This is a genomic window from Streptomyces asoensis (assembly GCF_013085465.1).
Taxonomy (GTDB): domain Bacteria; phylum Actinomycetota; class Actinomycetes; order Streptomycetales; family Streptomycetaceae; genus Streptomyces; species Streptomyces cacaoi_A.
The window spans coordinates 2,505,013-2,524,277 of the sequence record NZ_CP049838.1; the positions used below are offsets into that span (position 1 = coordinate 2,505,013).

A 19,265-nucleotide genomic window follows, 5' to 3' on the forward strand; every position below is an offset into this window, starting at 1 on the left:
CCCCGGTCGTGTCCTGGGTCAGTCGATCGACGGCTTCTCGCGGCGTTCCGTGCCGCCGCCGTTGCCGGAGTTGTTGCCGCCCGAACCGCCGCCGAAGTTGCCGAAGTTGCCCATCGCGCCGGACAACCCCTTGAGGGCGTCGCCGATTTCGCTGGGGACGATCCAGAGCTTGTTGGCGTCGCCTTCGGCGATCTTCGGAAGCATCTGGAGGTACTGGTAGGAGAGGAGCTTCTGGTCCGGGTCGCCGGCGTGGATGGCCTCGAAGACCGTACGCACGGCCTGGGCCTCGCCCTCGGCGCGCAGGGCGGCTGCCTTGGCCTCACCCTCGGCGCGCAGGATCTGGGACTGCTTCTCGCCCTCGGCGGTGAGGATGGCGGCCTGGCGCGTGCCTTCGGCGGTGAGGATCGCGGCGCGCTTGTCACGGTCGGCGCGCATCTGCTTCTCCATCGAGTCCTGGATGGAGGTCGGGGGCTCGATGGCCTTCAGTTCCACGCGGTTGACGCGGATGCCCCACTTGCCGGTCGCCTCGTCGAGGACTCCGCGCAGCGCCGCGTTGATCTCCTCGCGGGAGGTCAGGGTCCGCTCGAGGTCCATGCCACCGATGATGTTGCGGAGCGTGGTGACGGTGAGCTGCTCGATCGCCTGGATGTAGCTGGCTACCTCGTAGGTCGCGGCCCGGGCGTCGGTCACCTGGTAGTAGATGACGGTGTCGATGTTCACGACCAGGTTGTCCTGGGTGATCACCGGCTGCGGCGGGAACGGCACGACCTGTTCGCGCAGGTCGATGCGGTTGCGGATGGTGTCTATGAACGGGACGACGATGTTGAGGCCCGCGTTGAGTGTCCGCGTGTAGCGGCCGAACCGCTCCACGATGGCGGCACTCGCCTGCGGGATGACCTGGATCGTCTTGATCAGGGCGATGAAGACCAACACCACCAGAATGACCAGGACGATGATGACCGGTTCCATCGCGGCTCCCCGTACCTTTCTCCGCCTCGGCGCTTTCGGAAGATCTTATGCCTGTTGAAGATCTTGCTGGACGAGTGTGACAGACCGTCGTGCGGCTCGTGAGGTGTTCTGTTCACTTACGTCGTGCGGGAGTTGCGCAGGGTCAGATGACGATCGCCGTGGCCCCCTCGATGTCCACGACGTCGACTTCCTGCCCCACGTCGTAGGCACGGTCGGTGTCGAGGGCGCGTGCCGACCAGATCTCTCCGGCGAGTTTGATGCGGCCGCCCGAGCCGTCGACGCGCTCCAGCACGACGGCCTGTTTGCCCTTCAACGCGTCGATGCCGGTGGCGAGGTGGGGACGCTGCTTGGCGTGCCGGGTCGCGATCGGGCGTACGACGGCGATCAGGGCGACGGAGACGACGATGAAGACGAGCACCTGGGCGACGGCTCCGAAGCCGAGGCCTGACGCGACGGCGGCGGCCACCGCGCCGACCGCGAGCATGCCGAACTCGGGCATGGCGGTCACCACGAGCGGGATTCCGAGCGCTGCCGCGCCGACGAGCCACCACACCCACGCGTCGATGTCGTTCACACCGTCATGGTAGGGCCGTACGTCCTGCCGGGGACAGGGCGCACAGGGAGCGGTCAGGACATCGGCAGGCCCTGTGCCGTCCAGCGGTCGCCGACCTGTTCCACGACGAGCGGGAGGCCGAAGCAGAGGGAGAGGTTGCGGGAGGTGAGCTCCAGCTCGACCGGGCCCGCGGCGAGGACCTTGCCCTGGCGGATCATGAGGACGTGGGTGAAGCCGGGGGCGATCTCCTCGACGTGGTGGGTCACCATGATCATCGAGGGGGCGATGGGGTCGCGCGCGAGGCGGCCGAGGCGGCGTACGAGGTCCTCGCGACCGCCGAGGTCCAGGCCGGCGGCGGGCTCGTCGAGGAGCAGCAGCTCGGGGTCGGTCATCAGGGCGCGGGCGATGAGGGTGCGCTTGCGCTCGCCCTCGGAGAGCGTGCCGAACTTGCGGTCCAGGTAGTCGCTCATGCCGAGGCGGTCGAGGAAGGCGCGGGCGCGCTGCTCGTCGACCTCCTCGTACTCCTCCTGCCAGCCGGCCGTCATGCCGTACGCGGCGGTCAGCACCGTCTGGAGGACGGTCTGGCGCTTGGGGAGCTTGTCGGCGAGGGCGATGCCGGCCATGCCGACGCGGGGGCGCAGCTCGAAGACGTCGGTGCCGGGGCTGCCGAGGGTCTCGCCGAGGATGGAGACGGTGCCCGCGCTGGGGAAGAGGTAGGTGGAGGCGATGTTCAGGAGGGTCGTCTTGCCGGCCCCGTTGGGACCGAGGATGACCCAGCGCTCGCCCTCCTTGACCGACCAGGAGACCTGGTCCACCAGAGCCCGGCCCTCACGGACCACAGATACGTCCTGAAGCTCCAGAACATCGCTCATGAGCGCGTTGTCTCCCCTTGCAGTGTGGCCGGTCGGTTGTCGCGGGCGCCGGTGGCTCGGACCGCTGCGCATGGGTGGGCGCGGCCTCTCCGGGAAAATCTACGCCACCGGTCGGGCGACCCGATCCATCGGTCCGGTCCTTAGGGTGGGGGCATGCTCTCGGAACCGCGCTCTGGTCGCCTTGCCGCTTGGGGAAATGCCCTGTTGGCCGGACTTGTCTCGCCGGACGACGCCGTACTCGCCATCGTCGGCGAGGACGCCGTGCACCGGGTGGAGGGGCTGCCCGGTGAATCGGCGCCCGTCGGACTCACACTCGCGCTGGGGCGGCTGCGGGCGCTCGGGGTGAACGGGCTGCGGGTGGCACTGCCCGCGCCGGGACATCCGCTGGGGTTGAGCGGACCGCCGGAGTTCAACACGCGGGCGCTGGAGGCGGAGGAGGCCGTGGTCTGTCACGGCGCCGGGTACGGGCTGGTGCCGGAGGTGTACGAAGCCGGGCCTGACGGTGATGTACATGTCGAGGTCGTATGGCACTGCCTGCCGGTGCGGGAGGCTCCGCCGGCCGATGTGCCGTCGCTGGGCGAGGCGGAGCGGGAGCTGGCGGAGGCCCTGCGGGACGCCACGGCGGTGCTGGCGCGGCTGGACCTGGCGGGATCGGGGCCGGTGGCGGAGGCGGCGATCGACGCGTACCGGGCTCGGGCCGAGCGGGGGCGGGAGGTCCTGGCGCCGGGGTATCCGCCCCGGGCGGTGCGGGTGCTGGAGCTGGCGCAGCGGGTGGGGCTGCTGGTGTCCCTCGCCTATGAGAACGGGCCCGGGGGTGCGGTCAGCTCCGCGGAGATGGCGGTGCGGGCGGAGGCCTTGCGGCCGGTCGAGCGGACGGGGCGGCGGGCTCAGGTCGCCGCGTACAACTCCGTTGTGGAGGAGCGGGAGCAGGGGGTTCGGTGAGCGTCGGTACTTGGGTGCTCCGGGTTGGTGTGAACCTCTGGGGGCTGGGCCCCCAGGCCCCCCTTCGGCCCTGAAGGGGCCTCGTCCTCAAACGCCGGACGGGCTGGATCGTCGGCGGCGTTGCAGGGTCGCGGTATGCCGAGTGCCGGACGGGCTGGGTGTCGGGCGGTGTTGGAAAGACGCGGTATGCAGAGGGGCCCACGCGTCGTGTCCGACGCGTGGGCCCCTCTGTGGTGCGGCTGCGAACTCAGTCGTTGAGGCAGGTGTTGCCGAACGCCGGGTTCAGGGCGCCGATCGCGTTGATCGTGTTGCCACAGAGGTTGATCGGGATGTTGATCGGCACCTGGACGACGTTGCCCGAGATGACGCCCGGCGACTTCACGGCCGCGCCTTCGGCACCCGCGTCGGCGACGGCGGCACCGGCCGAGGCGCCCGCGGCGATGCCCGCGACGGTGAGGGCCACGGCAGCCTTTTTGGCGATGTTCATGGGAAGTGTTCCTCCTGCGTTTGCGTGTCCGACCCGGCCGCGGGTCGTGCGCTGCCCAACGCGGGAGTGATCGGGAACGATGCGGGGCCCGCCGCGAAGACACCTCGTTCGGATCATTGGAGCGACAAACAGACCGGCCTCCCTCGGTGGGGGCCGAGGAAGGCCGGAGGTCACCGCGGGTGCGGGCGGGACCTCAGTGGTTGAGACCCAGGTTGCCGAAGGCCGGGTTCAGCACGCCGATGACGTTCACGCTGTTGCCGACCACGTTGACCGGGACGTGCACCGGGGCCTGGACGAGATTGCCCGAGACGACGCCCGGCGAGCCCTTGGCCTCGCCGAGGGCGGTGGCGCCGTCGGTGGCGGAGGCCATGCCGGCACCCGCGGCCATCAGCCCGCCGGCCACCATCGTCACGGCCGCTGCCTTCTTCAGGTTCTTCACTTCTGACCCCTCCTAGCGATTGCCGCGGCAGTCGCCGCGGCACGCACTGGAGAACGGCGGCGAGCCACGAAGGATGCGCCATCCGGGGGACATTCCCACGACGGTATGAATCTCGGATCGGAAGATGACCTTCCGCGTTGCCTCAGCGGGTCACGCCATGGCGTACGGCCCAGAGCGCGGCCTGGGTGCGGTCCGCGAGGTCGAGCTTCATCAGGATGTTCGAGACGTGTGTCTTGACCGTCTTCTCGGAGAGGACCAGGGCCCGGGCGATCTCGCGGTTCGAGCGGCCGTCCGCTATCAGGCCGAGCACCTCGCGCTCGCGTTCCGTGAGCGCGCCGCCTCTGCCCTGGCCCGAGGTGCCCTCGTCCTGGGAGAGGAGTGCCCCGGCGACCTCCGGCTGGAGCAGGATGTGGCCGGCGTGGACCGAGCGGATGGCGCCGGCGAGCGCGTCGGGGTCCACGTCCTTGTAGACGTACCCGGCGGCACCCGCGCGCAGGGCGGGGACCACCGTGCGCTGTTCGGTGAAGCTGGTGACGATCAGCACGCGCGCGGGGTTGGCGAGGTCGCGGAGTCTGCGGAGGGCCTCGACGCCGTCCATGCCGGGCATCTTGACGTCCATCAGCACGACGTCGGGCTTCAACTCCTCGGCGAGTGAGACTCCTTCGGCGCCGTCGGCGGCCTCTCCGACGACCTCGATGTCGTCCTGCACCTCCAGGAAGGTGCGCAGGCCCCGGCGGACGACCTGATGGTCGTCGACGAGCAGCACCTTGATTGCGTCAGCCACCGGGAGCCTCCATCTCGATCGTGGTGCCCTTGCCGGGCACCGATTCCACTGTGAGCGTGCCACCGACCCCGCTCGCCCGGTCCCGCATCGACACCAGCCCGAGGTGGCGGCCGGCCCGGCGGACCGTCGTCGGGTCGAAGCCGCCGCCGTCGTCCGTGACGCGCAGGACCGTGCCCGGGCCGCGCTTGCCGAGGCTCACCTCGACGTGCTGCGCCCCGGAGTGACGCAGTGCGTTGTGCAGTGCCTCCTGGGCGACCCGCAGCAGGGCCTCCTCCTGCGCGGCGGGCAGCGCGCGGACGCCCCGACTGGTGAACGTCACGCGCGCGGTGTGGGCGCGGTCGAGGACCTGGATGTGGGTGCGGAGGGTGGCGACGAGGCCGTCCTCGTCGAGGGCTGCGGGGCGCAACTCCACGACGGCGGCGCGCAGTTCGTCGGCGGCCTCGGCGGCGAGCACGGCGACCTGCTGGAGTTCGCCCTTCGCGCGGGCGGGGTCGCGGTCGACGAGCGCGGTGGCGGCCTGGGCCGTCAGGCGCAGGGAGAACAGCTTCTGGCTCACCGCGTCGTGCAGTTCGTGGGCCAGCCGGGAGCGTTCCTCGGCGATCGTCAGTTCACGGCTGCGCTCGTACAGGCGGGCGTTGGTGAGGGCTATCGCGGCGTGCTGGGCGAGGATCGAGAGCAGTTCCTCGTCGTCCTCGGTGAAGCCGCAGCCGCCTCGGGGCTTGGCGCAGTTCTTGTTGGCCAGGAACAGGGCGCCGAGGACCTCGTCGCCGTCCCGGACGGGCAGGCCCAGGAAGTCGGACATCTCGGGGTGGGCGGACGGCCAGCCCTCGAAGCGCGGGTCCTTGCGGACGTCGGCGAGGCGCTGGGGCCGCGCCTCCTGGAGCATCGCCGCCAGGATGCCGTGCTGGCGGGGCAGCGGGCCGATGGCCTTCCACTGCTCCTCGCCGACACCGTCGACGACGAACTGGGCGAAGCCGCCGTGGTCGTCGGGGACGCCGAGGGCGGCGTACTGCGCGTCCAGCAGTTCACGGGCGGAGGCGACGATCGTCTTGAGGACGTCGCGGACCTCGAGGTGCCTGCTCATGGCCAGCAGCGCGGAGCTCACCGCGGCGAGGCCGGACCGGGGGCCTTGACTCATGCCCTCACGGTACCGGCGGGGTGTGACAGCGCGGATCGGACCTGTGACGGCCAGGGGCTGGGGCGGAGGACCTAGGTCCGAGGTCCCGGGTACCGCGGCCTAGGGCGAGGGGACCGGGTGCGCGGGCGTACGACGAAGGGCCCGTCCGGCTTGCGTCCCGCGTCCGAGGCGCGGGCCGGGGGCCGGTTCCTACGTTGGGATCACCGCCGGACGGAGGCGGTCGGACGAGGGGACGGTTGTCATGCCGGTTGCGATCATCACGGGTGCGTCGAAGGGGCTGGGGCGGGCGCTGGCCGAGGCACTGGCCGCACGGGGCTGGGATCTGGTGCTCGACGCCAGGACCGCGGAGGTGCTGAAGGAGACGGCGGCGGCCGTGGCGGCGCACGGGACCCGGGTCGAGGCCCGCGCGGGGGACGTCACGGATGCGGCGCACCGGGCCGAGCTGGTGGCGGCCGCGTGGCGGCTCGGAGGCTGCGACCTGCTGGTGAACAACGCGAGCGCGCTGGGCGCCGAGCCGCTGGTGCGGCTGGCCGAGCTGCCCCTGGACGGGCTGCGGCGGGCGCTGGAGGTGAATGTCGTGGCGGCGCTGGGCCTGGTCCAGGAGGCGCTGCCGCTGCTGCACGGGGCGCGGGAGGGCGCGGTCATCACCGTCAGTTCGGACGCGGCCGCCGAGGCGTACGAGACGTGGGGCGGCTACGGGGCGTCCAAGGCGGCCCTGGACCATCTCGCGGCGGTGCTCGGTGCGGAGGAGCCGGGGCTGCGGGTGTGGGCGGTGGACCCCGGGGACATGGCCACGGACCTGTACGCGGCGGCCGTACCGGAGGACGACGATCCGCGGCCGGATCCGGCCGGTGTGGCGCCGGCCTTCCTGCGGCTGCTGGACGAGCGCCCGGCGAGCGGGCGGTACGGGGCTCCGGCCCTGCTGGAGGGACGGCGATGACGCTGGCCGTGCAGCGGGTTCCGGAGGAGCTGTCGGCGCGGGTGCCGGCCGAGCAGCGCGGGCCGGGGCGGGACCGGGACGACGTACGGCTGCTGGTGTCGCGGGGGACGGAGGCGTCGCATCACGCGTTCCGGGAGCTGCCGTGTCTGCTGCGGGCCGGGGACCTGCTCGTGGTGAACACCTCGCCGACGCTGGCGGCGGCCGTGGACGGGCGGGTCGGGCACGCACGCGTGGTGGTGCACTTCTCCACGCGCGGTGACGACGGACGGTGGGCCGTGGAGCTGCGGGACCCGGACGGGAAGGGCACCACCCGCGCGCGTGCGGGCGGGCCCGCGGGGATCGAGGTGCGGCTGGCCGGGGGTGTGCGGCTGGCGCTGGAGGAGCCGCTGAGCCCGGGGAGCGGGCGGCTGTGGTGGGCGCGGGTGTCCCCTGCCGGGGCGGTGCCCGGGCTGCTGCGGGAGTACGGGCGGCCCATCCGTTACTCCTACACGGAGCGGGATCAGCCGCTGTCCGTCTACCAGACGGTGTTCGCGCTGCCCTCGGCCGACGGGTCGGGCAGTGCGGAGATGCCGAGTGCGGCGCGGCCCTTCACCGCGGGGCTGGTGGCGGAGCTGGTGAGCCGGGGGGTGCAGTTCGCGCCGATCACCCTGCACACCGGGGTCGCCTCGGCGGAGGTGCACGAGCCGCCGTACCCGGAGCGGTTCGCGGTGCCCGAGGAGTCGGCGCGGCTGATCAACGCCGTGCGGAGTGGTGGGGGGAGACGGGCCGGCGGGCGGGTGATCGCGGTGGGGACGACCGCCGTGCGGGCCGTGGAGTCGGCGGCCGGGGCGGACGGGGTCGTACGCGCGCGGGCGGGATGGACGGATCTCGTGGTCACCCCCGCGCGCGGGGTGCGGGTGGTGGACGGGCTGCTGACCGGGCTGCACGAGCCGGAGGCCTCGCATCTGCTGATGCTGGAGGCGGTGGCGGGGCGGGCCGCGATCAGCCGTGGCTACGACGAGGCGCTGGGCGGGCGCTATCTGTGGCACGAGTTCGGGGACGTGCACCTCGTCCTTCCGGAGGAGAACACTGACACAGAGCATTGCTCGGGCAACTATCAGTGAGAACAGGGTGGGGCCCGTGTGAGCCCGCACATAGGGCGCGGATCACGTACTACGGGCAATAGGAGATAAAGGGGACGCGGTGAACGGGGCAGATGGTTCCATCTGTCCCGATTTGCCCTTCCCTGATCCACTATCGGGGATCGTACGTCACACCTTTGCCTGCCCTTTTTGCGGCCGCTAACAATGGCTCTCGTCGCTCAGCGCCGTGGGTTCTCCCCCGGCGGCGCCCGTGCCAAAAGCACCCGCTGTCCGCCGTCGGACGAAGAGAGCGACCTCCGCGCTATTCGAAGAGGTCCATCCGCATGCCCAAGAACACTCGCAAGATCGCGATCGCCGGTGCCGCCACGCTCGGTGCCGCTGCCCTCGCCTTCTCCGTGGTGCCGGCCGACGCGCAGACGACCACTACGGACGCCGTCTCCTCGGCCCGGGTCGCCTACAGCTCAGCGCCGGCGCAGGTCGTCAAGGCCAGCGTGACCGACCAACTGGCCGCGACGAGCGTGAAGGTCGACGCCATCGAGGCCAAGAAGAAGGCCGCCGCGGCGGCCGCCGCCAAGAAGAAGGCCGCCGCCGAGGCGGCCGCGAAGGCGGCGGCAGCGAAGAAGAAGGCGGCCGCAGCGGCCGCCGCCAAGAAGGCCGCCGCCGCGCGCAAGGCCAACGAGGCCGCGAGCCGGTCCGCCAAGCGTGTCGCGGTCAAGAAGGTCGCCACCAAGAGCTACGCCAACAACCTCGACGGCTGGATCAAGCAGTCCCTGGACATCATGAAGTCCAAGGGCATCCCGGGCTCCTACAGCGGTCTGCACCGCAACATCATCCGGGAGTCCTCGGGCAACCCGAAGGCGATCAACAACTGGGACATCAACGCCATCAACGGCATCCCGTCCAAGGGTCTGCTCCAGGTGATCCCGCCGACCTTCGCCGCGTACCACGTCGCCGGGACGTCCTGGAACATCTACGACCCGGTCGCCAACATCACCGCCGCCGCGAACTACGCGGCCGACAAGTACGGCACGATCGACAACGTCGACAGCGCGTACTGAGCGACCTCCGCACGCCGATGGGCGGCACCCCGTACCGGGGGTGCCGCCCATCGGCGTACTACGGCAACGACTACTTGCGCATGACCTCGGGCTCGTGGCGGCGCAGGAAGCGGGCCACGAAGAACCCGCAGATCACACCGAGGACGATCAGCGCGGCCATGTCCAGGCCCCAGGCGCCGACGGTGTGCTCCCACAGCGGGTCCGTCTCGCCGCCGTCCTTGGGCGGGCTGATCTTGTTGAAGTCCAGCGTGGCGCCCGCGGCGGCGACCGCCCAGCGTGAGGGCATCAGGTACGAGAACTCGTTGACGCCGACCGCACCGTTCAGGGTGAACAGGCAGCCGGTGAACACGACCTGGATGATCGCGAACATGACCAGCAGCGGCATGGTCTTCTCGGCCGTCTTCACCAGCGACGAGATGACAAGGCCGAACATCATCGAGGTGAAGCCCAGCGCCATGATCGGGATGGAGAGCTCGACCATGGTGGCGCTGCCGAGGACCAGGCCCTCCGTCGGGATCTCCCGGCTCGCGAAGCCGATCACGCCGACCAGCAGGCCCTGGAGCACGGTGACCACACCGAGCACGAACACCTTGGACATCAGGTACGCGGACCGGGACAGACCGGTCGCGCGTTCCCGCTCGTAGATGACCCGTTCCTTGATGAGCTCGCGGACCGAGTTGGCCGCGCCCGCGAAGCAGGCGCCGACCGCGAGGATCAGCAGGACGGTGGTGGCCGTGCCGTTGGGGATGATCCGGCCGGTCTTCGGGTTGACCGGGTTGGGCAGCAGACTGTTCCCGGAGTCGATCAGCAGGCTCACCGCGCCCAGGACGGCCGGCAGGATCACCGTCAGGGCCAGGAAGCCCTTGTCGGAGGCGATCACCGAGACATAGCGGCGCACCAGCGTGACGAACTGGGACATCCAGCCCTGCGGCTTCGGCGGCTTCATCGCCTGCATCGGCGGCATCTGTACGGACTGCGGCGCGATGGCGTCGATGTCCGCGGCGTACATCTGGTAGTGCTGCGAGCCCTTCCAGCGGCCCGCCCAGTCGTAGTCGCGGTAGTTCTCGAAGGCGGAGAAGACGTCGGCCCAGGTGTCGTAGCCGAAGAAGTTCAGCGCCTCCTCGGGCGGGCCGAAGTAGGCGACGGCACCGCCCGGCGCCATCACGAGCAGCTTGTCGCAGATCGCGAGTTCGGCCACCGAGTGGGTGACGACCAGGACCGTGCGGCCGTCGTCGGCGAGGCCGCGCAGCAGCTGCATGACATCGCGGTCCATGCCCGGGTCGAGGCCGGAGGTCGGCTCGTCCAGGAAGATCAGCGACGGCTTGGTGAGCAGCTCCAGGGCCACCGAGACACGCTTGCGCTGGCCGCCCGAGAGAGAGGTGATCTTCTTCTCTTTGTGGATGTCCAGCTTGAGCTCGCGCAGCACCTCGTCGATGCGGGCGTCGCGCTCGGCGCCCGTGGTGTCGGCGGGGAAGCGGAGCTTGGCCGCGTACTTGAGAGCCCTCTTGACGGTCAGTTCCTTGTGCAGGATGTCGTCCTGCGGGACCAGACCGATGCGCTGGCGCAGCTCGGCGAACTGCTTGTACAGGTTCCGGTTGTCGTAGAGGACATCGCCCTGGTTGGCCGGGCGGTAGCCCGTCAGCGCCTTGAGCAGGGTCGACTTGCCGGAACCGGACGGTCCGATGACCGCGATCAGGGACTTCTCCGGGACGCCGAAGGAGACGTCCTTGAGGATCTGCTTGCCGCCGTCGACCGTGACGGTCAGGTGGCGCGCCGAGAAGGAGACCTCACCGGTGTCGACGAACTCCTCGAGCCGGTCGCCGACGATCCGGAACGTCGAGTGGCCGACGCCGACGATGTCGGAGGGCCCCAGCTGGACCGAGCCGCCCTTGGGGATCGGCTGGCCGTTGACGTACGTGCCGTTGTGCGAGCCGAGGTCGCGGATCTCCATGCGGCCGTCGGGCGTCGAGTGGAACTCGGCGTGGTTCCGCGAGACCTGGAGGTCGGAGACGACCAGCTCGTTCTCCAGGGCACGGCCGATGCGCATCACACGGCCGAGGGAGAACTGGTGGAACGTGGTCGGGCTGCGGTCTCCGTAGACCGGCGGCGCCCCCGCGCCTCCACCGGGCACCTTCTGCACGTACGGCTCGCTCGGCCCCTGCTGCTGCGGGACGTGCGGCGCGCCCTGCTGCGGCGGCTGCCATCCGGCCTGCGGTGCCTGCTGCGGCGGGGCCTGCTGGGCCCAGCCCGGGTTCGCGGCCTGCGCGGCGTACGGCTGCTGGGGCTGCGCGGCGGGCGCCTGCGCTCCCGAGAGGTTCACGCGCGGCCCGTCGGTCGCGTTGCCCAGGTGCAGCGCCGAGCCGGGGCCGATCTCCAGCTGATGGATCCGCTGCCCCTGCGCGAACGTGCCGTTGGTGCTCCCGTGGTCCTCGACGACCCAACTGCGCCCGTTGAAGCTGACCGTGGCGTGACGCCAGGAGACCCTGGCGTCGTCGAGGACGATGTCGCCCTGCGGATCACGTCCGAGGGTGTATGGCCTGGACGGATCGAGCGTCCAGGTGCGTCCGTTCAATTCCAGTACGAGTTCCGGCACTCCAGCCCCACTGAGTTGTCCCCCGAGTTAGCCCCATCAACGGGGAGTCTAGGGATGTCGAACATCGGGGGGAACTATTTCAGTAGCGGCCCCCTGATCGAAAGTCGGGCCTTGTGAAGAGCGTGCGCGAGCGTATCGGCCGTTCCCGTTGACGGGGTTGAAACCGGCCCGGAGAGTGGTAAAGGCACGCGAGGGGGACGGAAGCGGCGATCTTCGCCGCTGCGCGCCGCGGATCGGGGGGTCTGCATGAGTGCCGGCACGGGTGTCGAAGGCAGTGGGAGCGCGGCGCGCGGCAGGGGCGTGCCGTGGATCGACGTGCTGCTGGCCGCCGTCGCGGCGGTGAGCTGGGCGCTGATCGGGATGGCCGGGACGGCGGCGCTGGGGCTGCACCTCCTGGAGGCGGACTCCGCGGGCTCGTTGGGCCCGATGACGGCCGCGGTGGTGGCCCTGGCCGCCGGGGGCTCGGTGACTCCGTCGGGCGATGTGTCCGCTTTCGGGCTCACGGGCGCGGAGGCGAACACGGCCATCGAGATCACGCCACTGGGTGTGGGCCTGGTGGGCGCGCTGCTGCTGTCGTGGTTCTTCCTGCGGTCCCTGCGGACGGCGGGAGTTGTGATCGCTCCGGCCGAACTCCTCGCGCGCGTCGGCTCGGTGGTCGCGCTGTACGTGGCGATGCTCGGCGGACTGGCCTGGGCGGGGCACGACGTCATCACGCTCGACGGGGGTGCGCTGGGGTTGGACGACCTGCCCGGCGGCGGTGGGGGCGGTGGCGGTGGCGGCCTGGAGATCCCCGGGCTCGGGGACATCGGCGGACTGCTGCCCGACCGGCTCGGCGACCTCGTCGACGCGAAGGCCGCGGTCGGCTTCACCGTCGACACGGCGCCCACGCTGCTCGGCGGCCTCGGCTGGTCCCTCGGCATCCTGCTGATCGCGCTGCTGGCCTCGCGCCGTACGCCGCTGCCGGGCGGCTGGGAGGCGGTGCACCGTGTGGTGCGGCCGGCGGTGTCCGCCGTGGTGACCGTGCTGCTGGTGGCCGTGGCGGCCGGGTTCGCCGCGGCGGCGTACGCGGCGATCGGCGACGACCATCCCCGGCGGATCGCGGGGGCGGCGCTGCTCGGCGCGCCGAACGGGGTCTGGCTGGGCATCCCGATCGGCCTGTTCGTCCCCTGGGACGGACGGGCGACGGGCGCGCTGACGAGCGTCCTCCCGGACCCGCTGGACGATCTGCTGGGCGTCGGCACCGAGCAGTCGGTGACGCTGGGCCGCCTCGCGGAGCTGGACGGACGGGTGTGGCTGCTGGGTGTGGCGGCGGCGCTGATGATGCTGCTGGCGGGGGTGCTGGCGGCGGTGCGGACGCCGGTGGGGTCGCCGGGGTTTCAGCCGGACTCGAGGGCCGGGTCGGGGGCGGGGTCCGAGGGCCGGGGCGGGCGCGGGGCCGGTGCGGTCGGGTTCGCCGGGCGTTGCGCCGTGCGGTTGGGGGCGGCGACCGCCGTGGCGTTGCCGTTGATCGCCTGGTTGACGAACGTGTCCGTGGACGCCTCGCTGTCCGTGCTGGGGTTCGACGCCTTCGGGGCCGGGATCGAGCTGCACGGGCACCTCGGGGCGGCGTTGCTGCTGGGTGCCGGGTGGGGCGCGGGGGCGGGGGCCGCCGGTGCGCTGCTGGCGTGGGCCACGGGCGCCGCGGGGCGGCGGGCGGCGCCACTGGCACGGAGTGACCCGAGGGGCGCCGCGGGCCCCGGCGAGGGCCGTGGGCCTTCGGGGTACCCGGGCGACCGGGCCGGGCCGTACGCGCCGGGTGCGCCCTCGTACCGGCCGCCGAATCCGGCGACCAATCCCTATCTGCGGGTCCCGGAAGCGTTGCGGGAGTCGCGGGACGCGGGGCCGGAGCGGGCTCGGCCCGAGCGGGCCAGGGGGGACGGGAGCGGGCAGTCGAGGCCCTACGAGAGCTCCCGGCGGGCCGAGCCCCCCTCGGGCGACGGGCGGCCGCCTGCCGGGCCGCCGGGAGCGGACGACGTCTACGGCGCTCCGACGGTGGTCCGGCCGTTCGGGCCGTCTCCCCGCACACCGCGCCGGCCTCCCGGCCCGCGGCCCGGTGAGCGGCCGCCGCCCGGGCCGGAGGAGGGTCCGCCGCCTCCGCCACCGCCCCCTCCCGCTCCTCCGAGGGGCCCCAGGACGCCCGGCGGGCCGCGGTGAGCGGCGGGGTCCGAAACGCCCGCGGAACGCCCGCAGCCGACTGTTGTGGCGCGCGCCACCTCGCTGACATCCACTGTTCCCCGTCCGTCAGGCGGACCTCGGCGGCGCGCGGCACTGGGTGCCGGATACGGTGGGTACACCATGAGCGCTTTGCAGACTTCGTCCTCTGACGTCCCCACGCTCCTTGTCAAGATCTTCGGCAAGGACAGGCCGGGCATCACGGCCGGCCTTTTCGACACCCTCGCCGCCTTCTCCGTCGACGTGGTCGACATCGAGCAGGTCGTCACCCGAGGCCGGATGGTGCTGTGCGCGCTCGTGACCGAGCCGCCGGCCGGCCTCGAGGGAGACCTGCGGTCGACGGTCCACAGCTGGGCCGAGTCGATGAAGATGCAGGCCGAGATCATCTCCGGCATCGGTGACAACCGCCCGCGCGGCCTCGGCCGGTCACTGGTCACCGTGCTCGGGCATCCGCTCACCGCGGAGGCCACGGCAGCCGTGGCCGCGAAGATCACGAAGGCCGGCGGGAACATCGACCGTATCTTCCGGCTCGCCAAGTACCCCGTCACCGCGGTCGAGTTCGCCGTCTCCGGTGTGGAGACCGAGCCCCTGCGCACCGCCCTGGTCACGGGCGCGGCGGCGCTGGGGGTTGACGTCGCGGTGGTGGACGCGGGCCTGTACCGGCGGGCCCAGCGGCTCGTCGTCATGGACGTCGACTCCACCCTGATCCAGGACGAGGTGATCGAGCTCTTCGCCGCGCACGCCGGCTGCGAGGACGAGGTCGCCGAGGTGACGGCGGCCGCGATGCGTGGTGAGCTCGACTTCGAGCAGTCACTGCACGCGCGCGTGGCACTGCTGGCGGGACTGGACGCCTCGGTCGTGGACAAGGTGCGCGCCGAGGTCCGGCTGACGCCGGGTGCGCGCACGTTGATCCGGACGCTGAAGCGGCTCGGATACCAGGTGGGGGTCGTCTCCGGCGGCTTCACGCAGGTGACCGACGATCTTCAGGAGCGGCTCGGGCTGGACTTCGCGCAGGCCAACACGCTGGAGATCGTCGACGGCAAGCTGACGGGCCGGGTCACCGGCGAGATCGTGGACCGTGCGGGGAAGGCGCGGCTGCTGCGCCGGTTCGCGGCCGAGGCGGGCGTACCGCTCTCGCAGACCGTGGCGATCGGCGACGGCGCCAACGACCTCGACATGCTCAACGCGGCCGGTCTCGGGGTCGCCTTCAACGCCAAGCCGGTGGTGCGCGAGGCGGCGCACACGGCGGTGAACGTGCCGTTCCTGGACACCGTCCTGTATCTGCTCGGCATCACCCGTGAAGAGGTCGAGGCCGCGGAGACGCACGACGAGCAGTAGCCCCGCACGGGCGTGGCGAAGACACGGGGGCACCGGCGCACGGCCGCGCGGGCCCCGATGGACGGAGAGGGCCCGGCACCAGAGCGGTGCCGGGCCCTCGCGTGTGCCGGGTGGGTCACTCGGAGGGCGCCCAGTAGTCGATCAGTGTGGCCACACCCGGCTCCAGGGACTTCCAGGAGCCGTCGAAGGAGACGACGGCGAAGGCGGCGGCCGGGAACCCGCGGCGGCGCATCCGCTCGCCGGCGTCGCCGTCGCTGCGGCCGGAGAGGATGTCGGCGAGACCCTGGATGCCCGGGTTGTGGCCGATCAGGACGACGTCACGCACGTCGTCGGGTGTTTCGTTGAGCAGCGCGATCAGCTCACCCGGCGAGGCCTCGTAGATCCGCTCCTCGTAGACGGTTTTCGGCCGCTGTGGGAACTCCTGGACGGCGAGCTTCCACGTCTCGCGGGTGCGGGTCGCGGTGGAGCAGACGGCCAGGTCGATGGGGATGCCGCTGTCGACCAGCTTGCGTCCGGCGACGGCGGCCTCCTTGCGGCCCCGCTCAGCGAGCGGACGCTCATGGTCGGTCACCTGCGGCCAGTCGGCTTTCGCATGGCGGAAGAGGACGATCCTGCGGGGTTCTGCGACGCTCATGAGTCCCAGCTTCGCATGAAACAGGCCATGGGGCGCAGGGAGTTGACATGCGGCTTCACCAGCGGTCCTGAGCTCCGCCCTAGCGGGTGACCAGCTGTTGCACGCGCTCGACGAGGTGGGTGATCGCCGGGTCGCCGGTGGCCGCGTGGGCGTCGGCGGGGTTCAGTATCAGCACCAGCAGGGTGATGAAGGCGAGCGTCGGGAGGGCGAGGGCCCACCAGGGCAGCCAGGTGTCGACGCCGCCCGAGGTGGCCGGGTGGGGCCGGGTGTGCGTAGGGGCCGACATGGGTGCCTCCGCTGTCTTCGAGTGGTCCGTGGACCTTGGCAGGTGATCCGCGTCCTGCGGCCACACCTCGAAGTTACGGAATCGGCGGCCCTCAACCCATCCGGTGATCCACCCACTTGACCCTGACCCTCACCCCCTAGGGGACAGGGGGGTTAACCCCACCCCGGCGCTCGGACGGGATCGCGGCAGGGCCGATTCGGCCGGTCGTCGCGGCCGGGGCGTCACGGCGCCAGGGCGTCAGGACGTCAGGGCGTCACGGCGTCAGGGCGAGGCGATGGTCGCGATGACGGCGATGACGACGAAGATGGCGAAGAACGAGCCGAAGACGATCAGCATCTTCTTCTGACCGTTCTGGGGGTTCGGGTCGAGCAATGGCATACGGCAAGTCTCGCACCCCGCGTCCCCGCGATGCCCCCGGGGGTCAGCGGGCGGCCTCCTCCTCCACCGTGCGGTCCCGGCCGGCCAGGACGCCCACGACCGTCTGGGGGACCATCAGGGCCGCCATGAGCGCGAGGGGCAGGCCCCATCCGCCGCTGTGCTGGTAGAGCACCCCTACGAGGAGCGGGCCGGGGATGGAGATCAGATAGCCGGTGCTCTGCGCGAACGCCGACAGCTGAGCCACACCCGCGCCGGTCCTGGCACGCATCCCGACCATCGTGAGGGCCAGCGGGAAGGCGCAGTTGGCGATGCCGAGCAGCAGGGCCCAGGCCCAGGCGCCGCCGGCCGGCGCGAGGTACAGGCCGGCGTAGCCGACGAGGCCGCAGCCGCCGAGCGCGAGCACGATCGGGCCCTGGTGCGGCAACCGGGTGGCGACGCGCGGGATGACGAAGGCCAGCGGCACGCCCATCGCCATCGTCACGGCGAGGAGCAGCCCGGCCGTGCTCGCGGGCACCCCGGCGTCCCGGAAGATCTGCGGCATCCAGCCCATGGTGATGTACGCGGCGGTGGCCTGGAGGCCGAAGAACACGGCGAGCGCCCAGGCGGTACGGCTGCGGGTGATGCACAGCGGGGCGGCCGACGACTGCGGCACGCGCGCGTGGGCCTGCCGGGCGGGCCGCGGGCCCCGCTCCTGCCGCTCCCCCTCCGTACGCGCGCCGCCCGGTGCCGTCCCGCGGTCCCGCGCGAGCGGCAGCCAGGGCAGGACGGCCGCCGCCGCCAGGCCCGCCCACAGCGCGAGGCCGGTCTGCCAACTGCCGCCCAGCGCCTCGGTCATGGGCACGGTGATCGCGGCGGCGGTGGCGGTGCCGAGGGCGAGGGCCATCGAGTACAGGCCGGTCATGGTGCCGACCCGGTCGGGGAAGTGGCGCTTGACGATGACCGGCATCAGGACGTTGCTGACGGCGATGCCCATGAGGGCGAGGGCGCTGGCGGCGAGGAACCCCGCCGTGCCGCCCGCGTAGGGGCGCAGGAGCAGTCCCGCCGTGATGGCGGTCATGCCGGCGCACACCACCGCGCCCGGCCCGAAGCGGCGGGCGAGACGGGGTGCCATGACGCCGAAGACGGCGAAGCAGAGCGGGGGCACGGAGGTGAGGAGCCCGGCCACGCTGCCGCTCATGCCGAGTCCGTCGCGCACCTCTTCGAGGAGGGCTCCGAGGCTCGTGATGGCGGGCCGGAGGTTGAGGGCGGCCAGCACGATGCCGACGACGAGCAGCCGTGTGCCCCACGCGCGGGTGACCGTTCGCGGGGGCTCGCCCGTCGCCGAGGTGCGTAGGGGCGGGGGTGTCGTCGTCCGGGTCTGCTCGCTGGCCATGCCGACCATCATAGAATCATGGGATGATTGGTTGTCCATGCCCGGGTTCCCCTCGGCCGCCCCACCCGTGCGAAGGTGTGCCATGCCCCTGAGCCATCCCCGCCGCTCGGCGCTGTCCGAGCAGGTCATCGCCGCGCTGCGCACCCAGATCACCTCGGGCGAGTGGCCGGTCGGCGCACGCATCCCCACGGAACCCGAGCTGGTCGAAGAGCTGGGTGTCGCCCGCAACACGGTTCGGGAGGCCGTGCGGGCGCTCGCGCACAACGGACTGCTGGACATCAGGCAGGGCTCGGGGACCTACGTCGTGGCGACCAGCGAGCTGGCGGGCGTGATGCACCGCCGCTTCGCCGACGCCGACCCCGGACACATCGCCGAGCTGCGCGCCACGCTGGAGTCGAGCGCGGCGAAGCTGGCGGCCGGGCGGCGCACGGAGAAGGACCTCAAGCAGCTGGACGCGCTCCTCGTGCGGCGCGAGGAGGCCTGGGACTCGGGCGACACGGAGGCGTTCGTGACAGCGGACGCGACCTTCCACCTGGCGGTGGTGGCGGCCTCCCACAACGACGTCATGACCGCGATGTACGCGGACCTCGGCGACGTGCTGCGGGACTGGCTGCGCGAGGACGTCGGCGAGGAGCTGACGCCGGAGACGTACATGGACCACACCCGGCTGGTGGACGCGATCCGCGCGGGCGACGCGGAGGCCGCCGCCGTCGAGGCGGCCGGCTACCCCCTGCTGTGCCGGCCCGGACGGTTCACAACTTCTGGTGGCTGACCCAGGCCGAGCGGACCTCCTTCCAGCAGCGGCCGGTGAGCCGTACGGTCTGCGCGGGGCCCGCGTCGGCGGGGGTGCCGTCGGTGTCGAGATCCCACCAGCGGTCGCACTCGATGTGCAGGCGGACGCGGTCGGTGTCGGCGTAGGGGTTGTGGCAGTAGGCGACGACGCGGGAACCGCGGACATCGGTGCGGCACTCCGCGCCGAACGGCTCCTCGGGTGCGGCGGTGGCCTGCCGGGCCGCCACGCGCGCGTGGGGCAACGCGTCGTACGGCAGCGACAGGACGAGACAGACGGCGACGGTCACTGGGGCCAGGCTGCGAGACAGGCGCACAAAGGGACCTCCTCGGCCGTGCTGGGGAGGAAAGCGCGGTAAGGAACCCGCACTTCAGAGTGCCTTGCCGGGACACTCCCCCG

At 71.9% G+C, this 19,265-nt stretch carries 20 protein-coding genes; 7 read left to right on the forward strand and 13 right to left on the reverse strand.

The window, feature by feature from the left end; genetic code table 11:
• Positions 1-18: 18 nt before the first annotated feature.
• From G9272_RS11155 to G9272_RS11165, 3 genes are all read right to left on the reverse strand, one after another.
• Positions 19-969, reverse strand: a complete 951-nt coding sequence (locus tag G9272_RS11155) for an SPFH domain-containing protein (protein WP_171396410.1) — start codon at positions 967-969, stop codon at positions 19-21.
• Between the two features lie 142 nt (positions 970-1,111).
• Positions 1,112-1,543: an NfeD family protein gene (locus tag G9272_RS11160; RefSeq protein WP_171396411.1), complete on the reverse strand. Its 432-nt coding sequence runs from the start codon at positions 1,541-1,543 to the stop codon at positions 1,112-1,114.
• A 53-nt stretch (positions 1,544-1,596) separates the two neighbouring features.
• Positions 1,597-2,394 carry an ABC transporter ATP-binding protein gene (locus tag G9272_RS11165; RefSeq protein WP_171396412.1) on the reverse strand — a complete coding sequence of 266 codons (798 nt, stop codon included), beginning with the start codon at positions 2,392-2,394 and terminating at the stop codon, positions 1,597-1,599.
• Positions 2,395-2,547: 153 nt separating this feature from the next.
• Between G9272_RS11165 and G9272_RS11170 the strand changes: the two genes are divergently transcribed.
• Positions 2,548-3,336 carry a hypothetical protein gene (locus G9272_RS11170; RefSeq protein WP_171396413.1) on the forward strand — a complete coding sequence of 263 codons (789 nt, stop codon included), beginning with the start codon at positions 2,548-2,550 and terminating at the stop codon, positions 3,334-3,336.
• Between the two features lie 247 nt (positions 3,337-3,583).
• On the opposite strand, the gene G9272_RS11175 is transcribed toward G9272_RS11170, so the two are convergent.
• The 4 genes from G9272_RS11175 to G9272_RS11190 all read right to left on the reverse strand — a co-directional run bounded on the left by G9272_RS11175 (position 3,584) and on the right by G9272_RS11190 (position 6,184).
• Positions 3,584-3,823, reverse strand: coding sequence for a chaplin (locus tag G9272_RS11175; RefSeq protein WP_171396414.1), 240 nt, complete (start codon positions 3,821-3,823; stop codon positions 3,584-3,586).
• 193 nt (positions 3,824-4,016) lie between these two features.
• Entirely contained in the window at positions 4,017-4,262 is a 246-nt protein-coding gene (gene chpE, locus G9272_RS11180) for a chaplin ChpE (protein WP_057599241.1), read from the reverse strand.
• A 142-nt stretch (positions 4,263-4,404) separates the two neighbouring features.
• Positions 4,405-5,046 carry a response regulator gene (locus G9272_RS11185; protein ID WP_171396415.1) on the reverse strand — a complete coding sequence of 214 codons (642 nt, stop codon included), beginning with the start codon at positions 5,044-5,046 and terminating at the stop codon, positions 4,405-4,407.
• The gene (locus G9272_RS11190) at positions 5,039-6,184 is read right to left on the reverse strand and encodes a GAF domain-containing sensor histidine kinase (protein WP_171396416.1); all 1,146 of its coding nucleotides are present in this window, start codon (positions 6,182-6,184) and stop codon (positions 5,039-5,041) included. Before G9272_RS11190 ends, G9272_RS11185 begins: the two co-directional genes overlap by 8 nt.
• Positions 6,185-6,425: 241 nt before the next feature.
• Between G9272_RS11190 and G9272_RS11195 the strand changes: the two genes are divergently transcribed.
• From G9272_RS11195 to G9272_RS11205, 3 genes are all read left to right on the forward strand, one after another.
• Positions 6,426-7,124 carry an SDR family NAD(P)-dependent oxidoreductase gene (locus tag G9272_RS11195; RefSeq protein WP_171396417.1) on the forward strand — a complete coding sequence of 233 codons (699 nt, stop codon included), beginning with the start codon at positions 6,426-6,428 and terminating at the stop codon, positions 7,122-7,124.
• Positions 7,121-8,227 carry an S-adenosylmethionine:tRNA ribosyltransferase-isomerase gene (locus tag G9272_RS11200; RefSeq protein WP_171396418.1) on the forward strand — a complete coding sequence of 369 codons (1,107 nt, stop codon included), beginning with the start codon at positions 7,121-7,123 and terminating at the stop codon, positions 8,225-8,227. Before G9272_RS11195 ends, G9272_RS11200 begins: the two co-directional genes overlap by 4 nt.
• Before the next feature lie 302 nt (positions 8,228-8,529).
• Entirely contained in the window at positions 8,530-9,264 is a 735-nt protein-coding gene (locus G9272_RS11205; RefSeq protein ID WP_171396419.1) for a transglycosylase SLT domain-containing protein, read from the forward strand.
• A 70-nt stretch (positions 9,265-9,334) separates the two neighbouring features.
• On the opposite strand, the gene G9272_RS11210 is transcribed toward G9272_RS11205, so the two are convergent.
• Positions 9,335-11,857, reverse strand: coding sequence for an ABC transporter ATP-binding protein/permease (locus G9272_RS11210; RefSeq protein ID WP_171396420.1), 2,523 nt, complete (start codon positions 11,855-11,857; stop codon positions 9,335-9,337).
• Positions 11,858-12,103: 246 nt separating this feature from the next.
• On the opposite strand from G9272_RS11210, the gene G9272_RS11215 reads away from it, so the two are divergent.
• Together G9272_RS11215 and serB are read left to right on the forward strand one after the other, a co-directional pair.
• Positions 12,104-14,050 carry a streptophobe family protein gene (locus G9272_RS11215; protein ID WP_171396421.1) on the forward strand — a complete coding sequence of 649 codons (1,947 nt, stop codon included), beginning with the start codon at positions 12,104-12,106 and terminating at the stop codon, positions 14,048-14,050.
• Positions 14,051-14,191: 141 nt separating this feature from the next.
• Positions 14,192-15,406 (forward strand): phosphoserine phosphatase SerB, encoded by a 1,215-nt coding sequence (gene serB / locus G9272_RS11220; RefSeq protein WP_171396422.1) that lies wholly within the window; start codon positions 14,192-14,194, stop codon positions 15,404-15,406.
• A gap of 115 nt (positions 15,407-15,521) precedes the next feature.
• Here the strand turns inward: serB and G9272_RS11225 are convergent, their stop codons facing one another.
• From G9272_RS11225 to G9272_RS11235, 4 genes are all read right to left on the reverse strand, one after another.
• Entirely contained in the window at positions 15,522-16,040 is a 519-nt protein-coding gene (locus G9272_RS11225; RefSeq protein ID WP_171396423.1) for a SixA phosphatase family protein, read from the reverse strand.
• A 79-nt stretch (positions 16,041-16,119) separates the two neighbouring features.
• Positions 16,120-16,326, reverse strand: a complete 207-nt coding sequence (locus tag G9272_RS11230) for a hypothetical protein (RefSeq protein WP_020130396.1) — start codon at positions 16,324-16,326, stop codon at positions 16,120-16,122.
• Positions 16,327-16,587: 261 nt separating this feature from the next.
• Complete coding sequence (locus G9272_RS45220; RefSeq protein WP_253267775.1) at positions 16,588-16,704, reverse strand: SGM_5486 family transporter-associated protein; 117 nt, start codon at positions 16,702-16,704, stop codon at positions 16,588-16,590.
• A gap of 43 nt (positions 16,705-16,747) precedes the next feature.
• Positions 16,748-18,088, reverse strand: coding sequence for a CynX/NimT family MFS transporter (locus G9272_RS11235; RefSeq protein WP_171396424.1), 1,341 nt, complete (start codon positions 18,086-18,088; stop codon positions 16,748-16,750).
• 70 nt (positions 18,089-18,158) lie between these two features.
• Here G9272_RS11235 and G9272_RS11240 point away from each other — a divergent pair, with 70 nt between their 5' ends.
• The gene (locus tag G9272_RS11240; protein ID WP_171396425.1) at positions 18,159-18,848 is read left to right on the forward strand and encodes a FadR/GntR family transcriptional regulator; all 690 of its coding nucleotides are present in this window, start codon (positions 18,159-18,161) and stop codon (positions 18,846-18,848) included.
• Here G9272_RS11240 and G9272_RS11245 read toward each other — a convergent pair.
• Entirely contained in the window at positions 18,829-19,182 is a 354-nt protein-coding gene (locus G9272_RS11245) for a hypothetical protein (protein ID WP_171396426.1), read from the reverse strand. The two genes, G9272_RS11240 and G9272_RS11245, sit on opposite strands and share 20 nt — an antisense overlap.
• Positions 19,183-19,265 lie beyond the last annotated feature (83 nt).

Coding starts and splice junctions, on each gene's coding strand:
- G9272_RS11155 (WP_171396410.1), bottom strand. CDS start 969: ATGGAACCGGTCATCATCGTCCTGGTCATTCTGGTGGTGTTGGTCTTC.
- G9272_RS11165 (WP_171396412.1), bottom strand. CDS start 2,394: ATGAGCGATGTTCTGGAGCTTCAGGACGTATCTGTGGTCCGTGAGGGC.
- G9272_RS11170 (WP_171396413.1), top strand. CDS start 2,548: ATGCTCTCGGAACCGCGCTCTGGTCGCCTTGCCGCTTGGGGAAATGCC.
- G9272_RS11175 (WP_171396414.1), bottom strand. CDS start 3,823: ATGAACATCGCCAAAAAGGCTGCCGTGGCCCTCACCGTCGCGGGCATC.
- G9272_RS11190 (WP_171396416.1), bottom strand. CDS start 6,184: ATGAGTCAAGGCCCCCGGTCCGGCCTCGCCGCGGTGAGCTCCGCGCTG.
- G9272_RS11195 (WP_171396417.1), top strand. CDS start 6,426: ATGCCGGTTGCGATCATCACGGGTGCGTCGAAGGGGCTGGGGCGGGCG.
- G9272_RS11200 (WP_171396418.1), top strand. CDS start 7,121: ATGACGCTGGCCGTGCAGCGGGTTCCGGAGGAGCTGTCGGCGCGGGTG.
- G9272_RS11205 (WP_171396419.1), top strand. CDS start 8,530: ATGCCCAAGAACACTCGCAAGATCGCGATCGCCGGTGCCGCCACGCTC.
- G9272_RS11215 (WP_171396421.1), top strand. CDS start 12,104: ATGAGTGCCGGCACGGGTGTCGAAGGCAGTGGGAGCGCGGCGCGCGGC.
- serB (WP_171396422.1), top strand. CDS start 14,192: ATGAGCGCTTTGCAGACTTCGTCCTCTGACGTCCCCACGCTCCTTGTC.
- G9272_RS11225 (WP_171396423.1), bottom strand. CDS start 16,040: ATGAGCGTCGCAGAACCCCGCAGGATCGTCCTCTTCCGCCATGCGAAA.
- G9272_RS11230 (WP_020130396.1), bottom strand. CDS start 16,326: ATGTCGGCCCCTACGCACACCCGGCCCCACCCGGCCACCTCGGGCGGC.
- G9272_RS45220 (WP_253267775.1), bottom strand. CDS start 16,704: ATGCCATTGCTCGACCCGAACCCCCAGAACGGTCAGAAGAAGATGCTG.
- G9272_RS11235 (WP_171396424.1), bottom strand. CDS start 18,088: ATGATGGTCGGCATGGCCAGCGAGCAGACCCGGACGACGACACCCCCG.
- G9272_RS11240 (WP_171396425.1), top strand. CDS start 18,159: ATGCCCCTGAGCCATCCCCGCCGCTCGGCGCTGTCCGAGCAGGTCATC.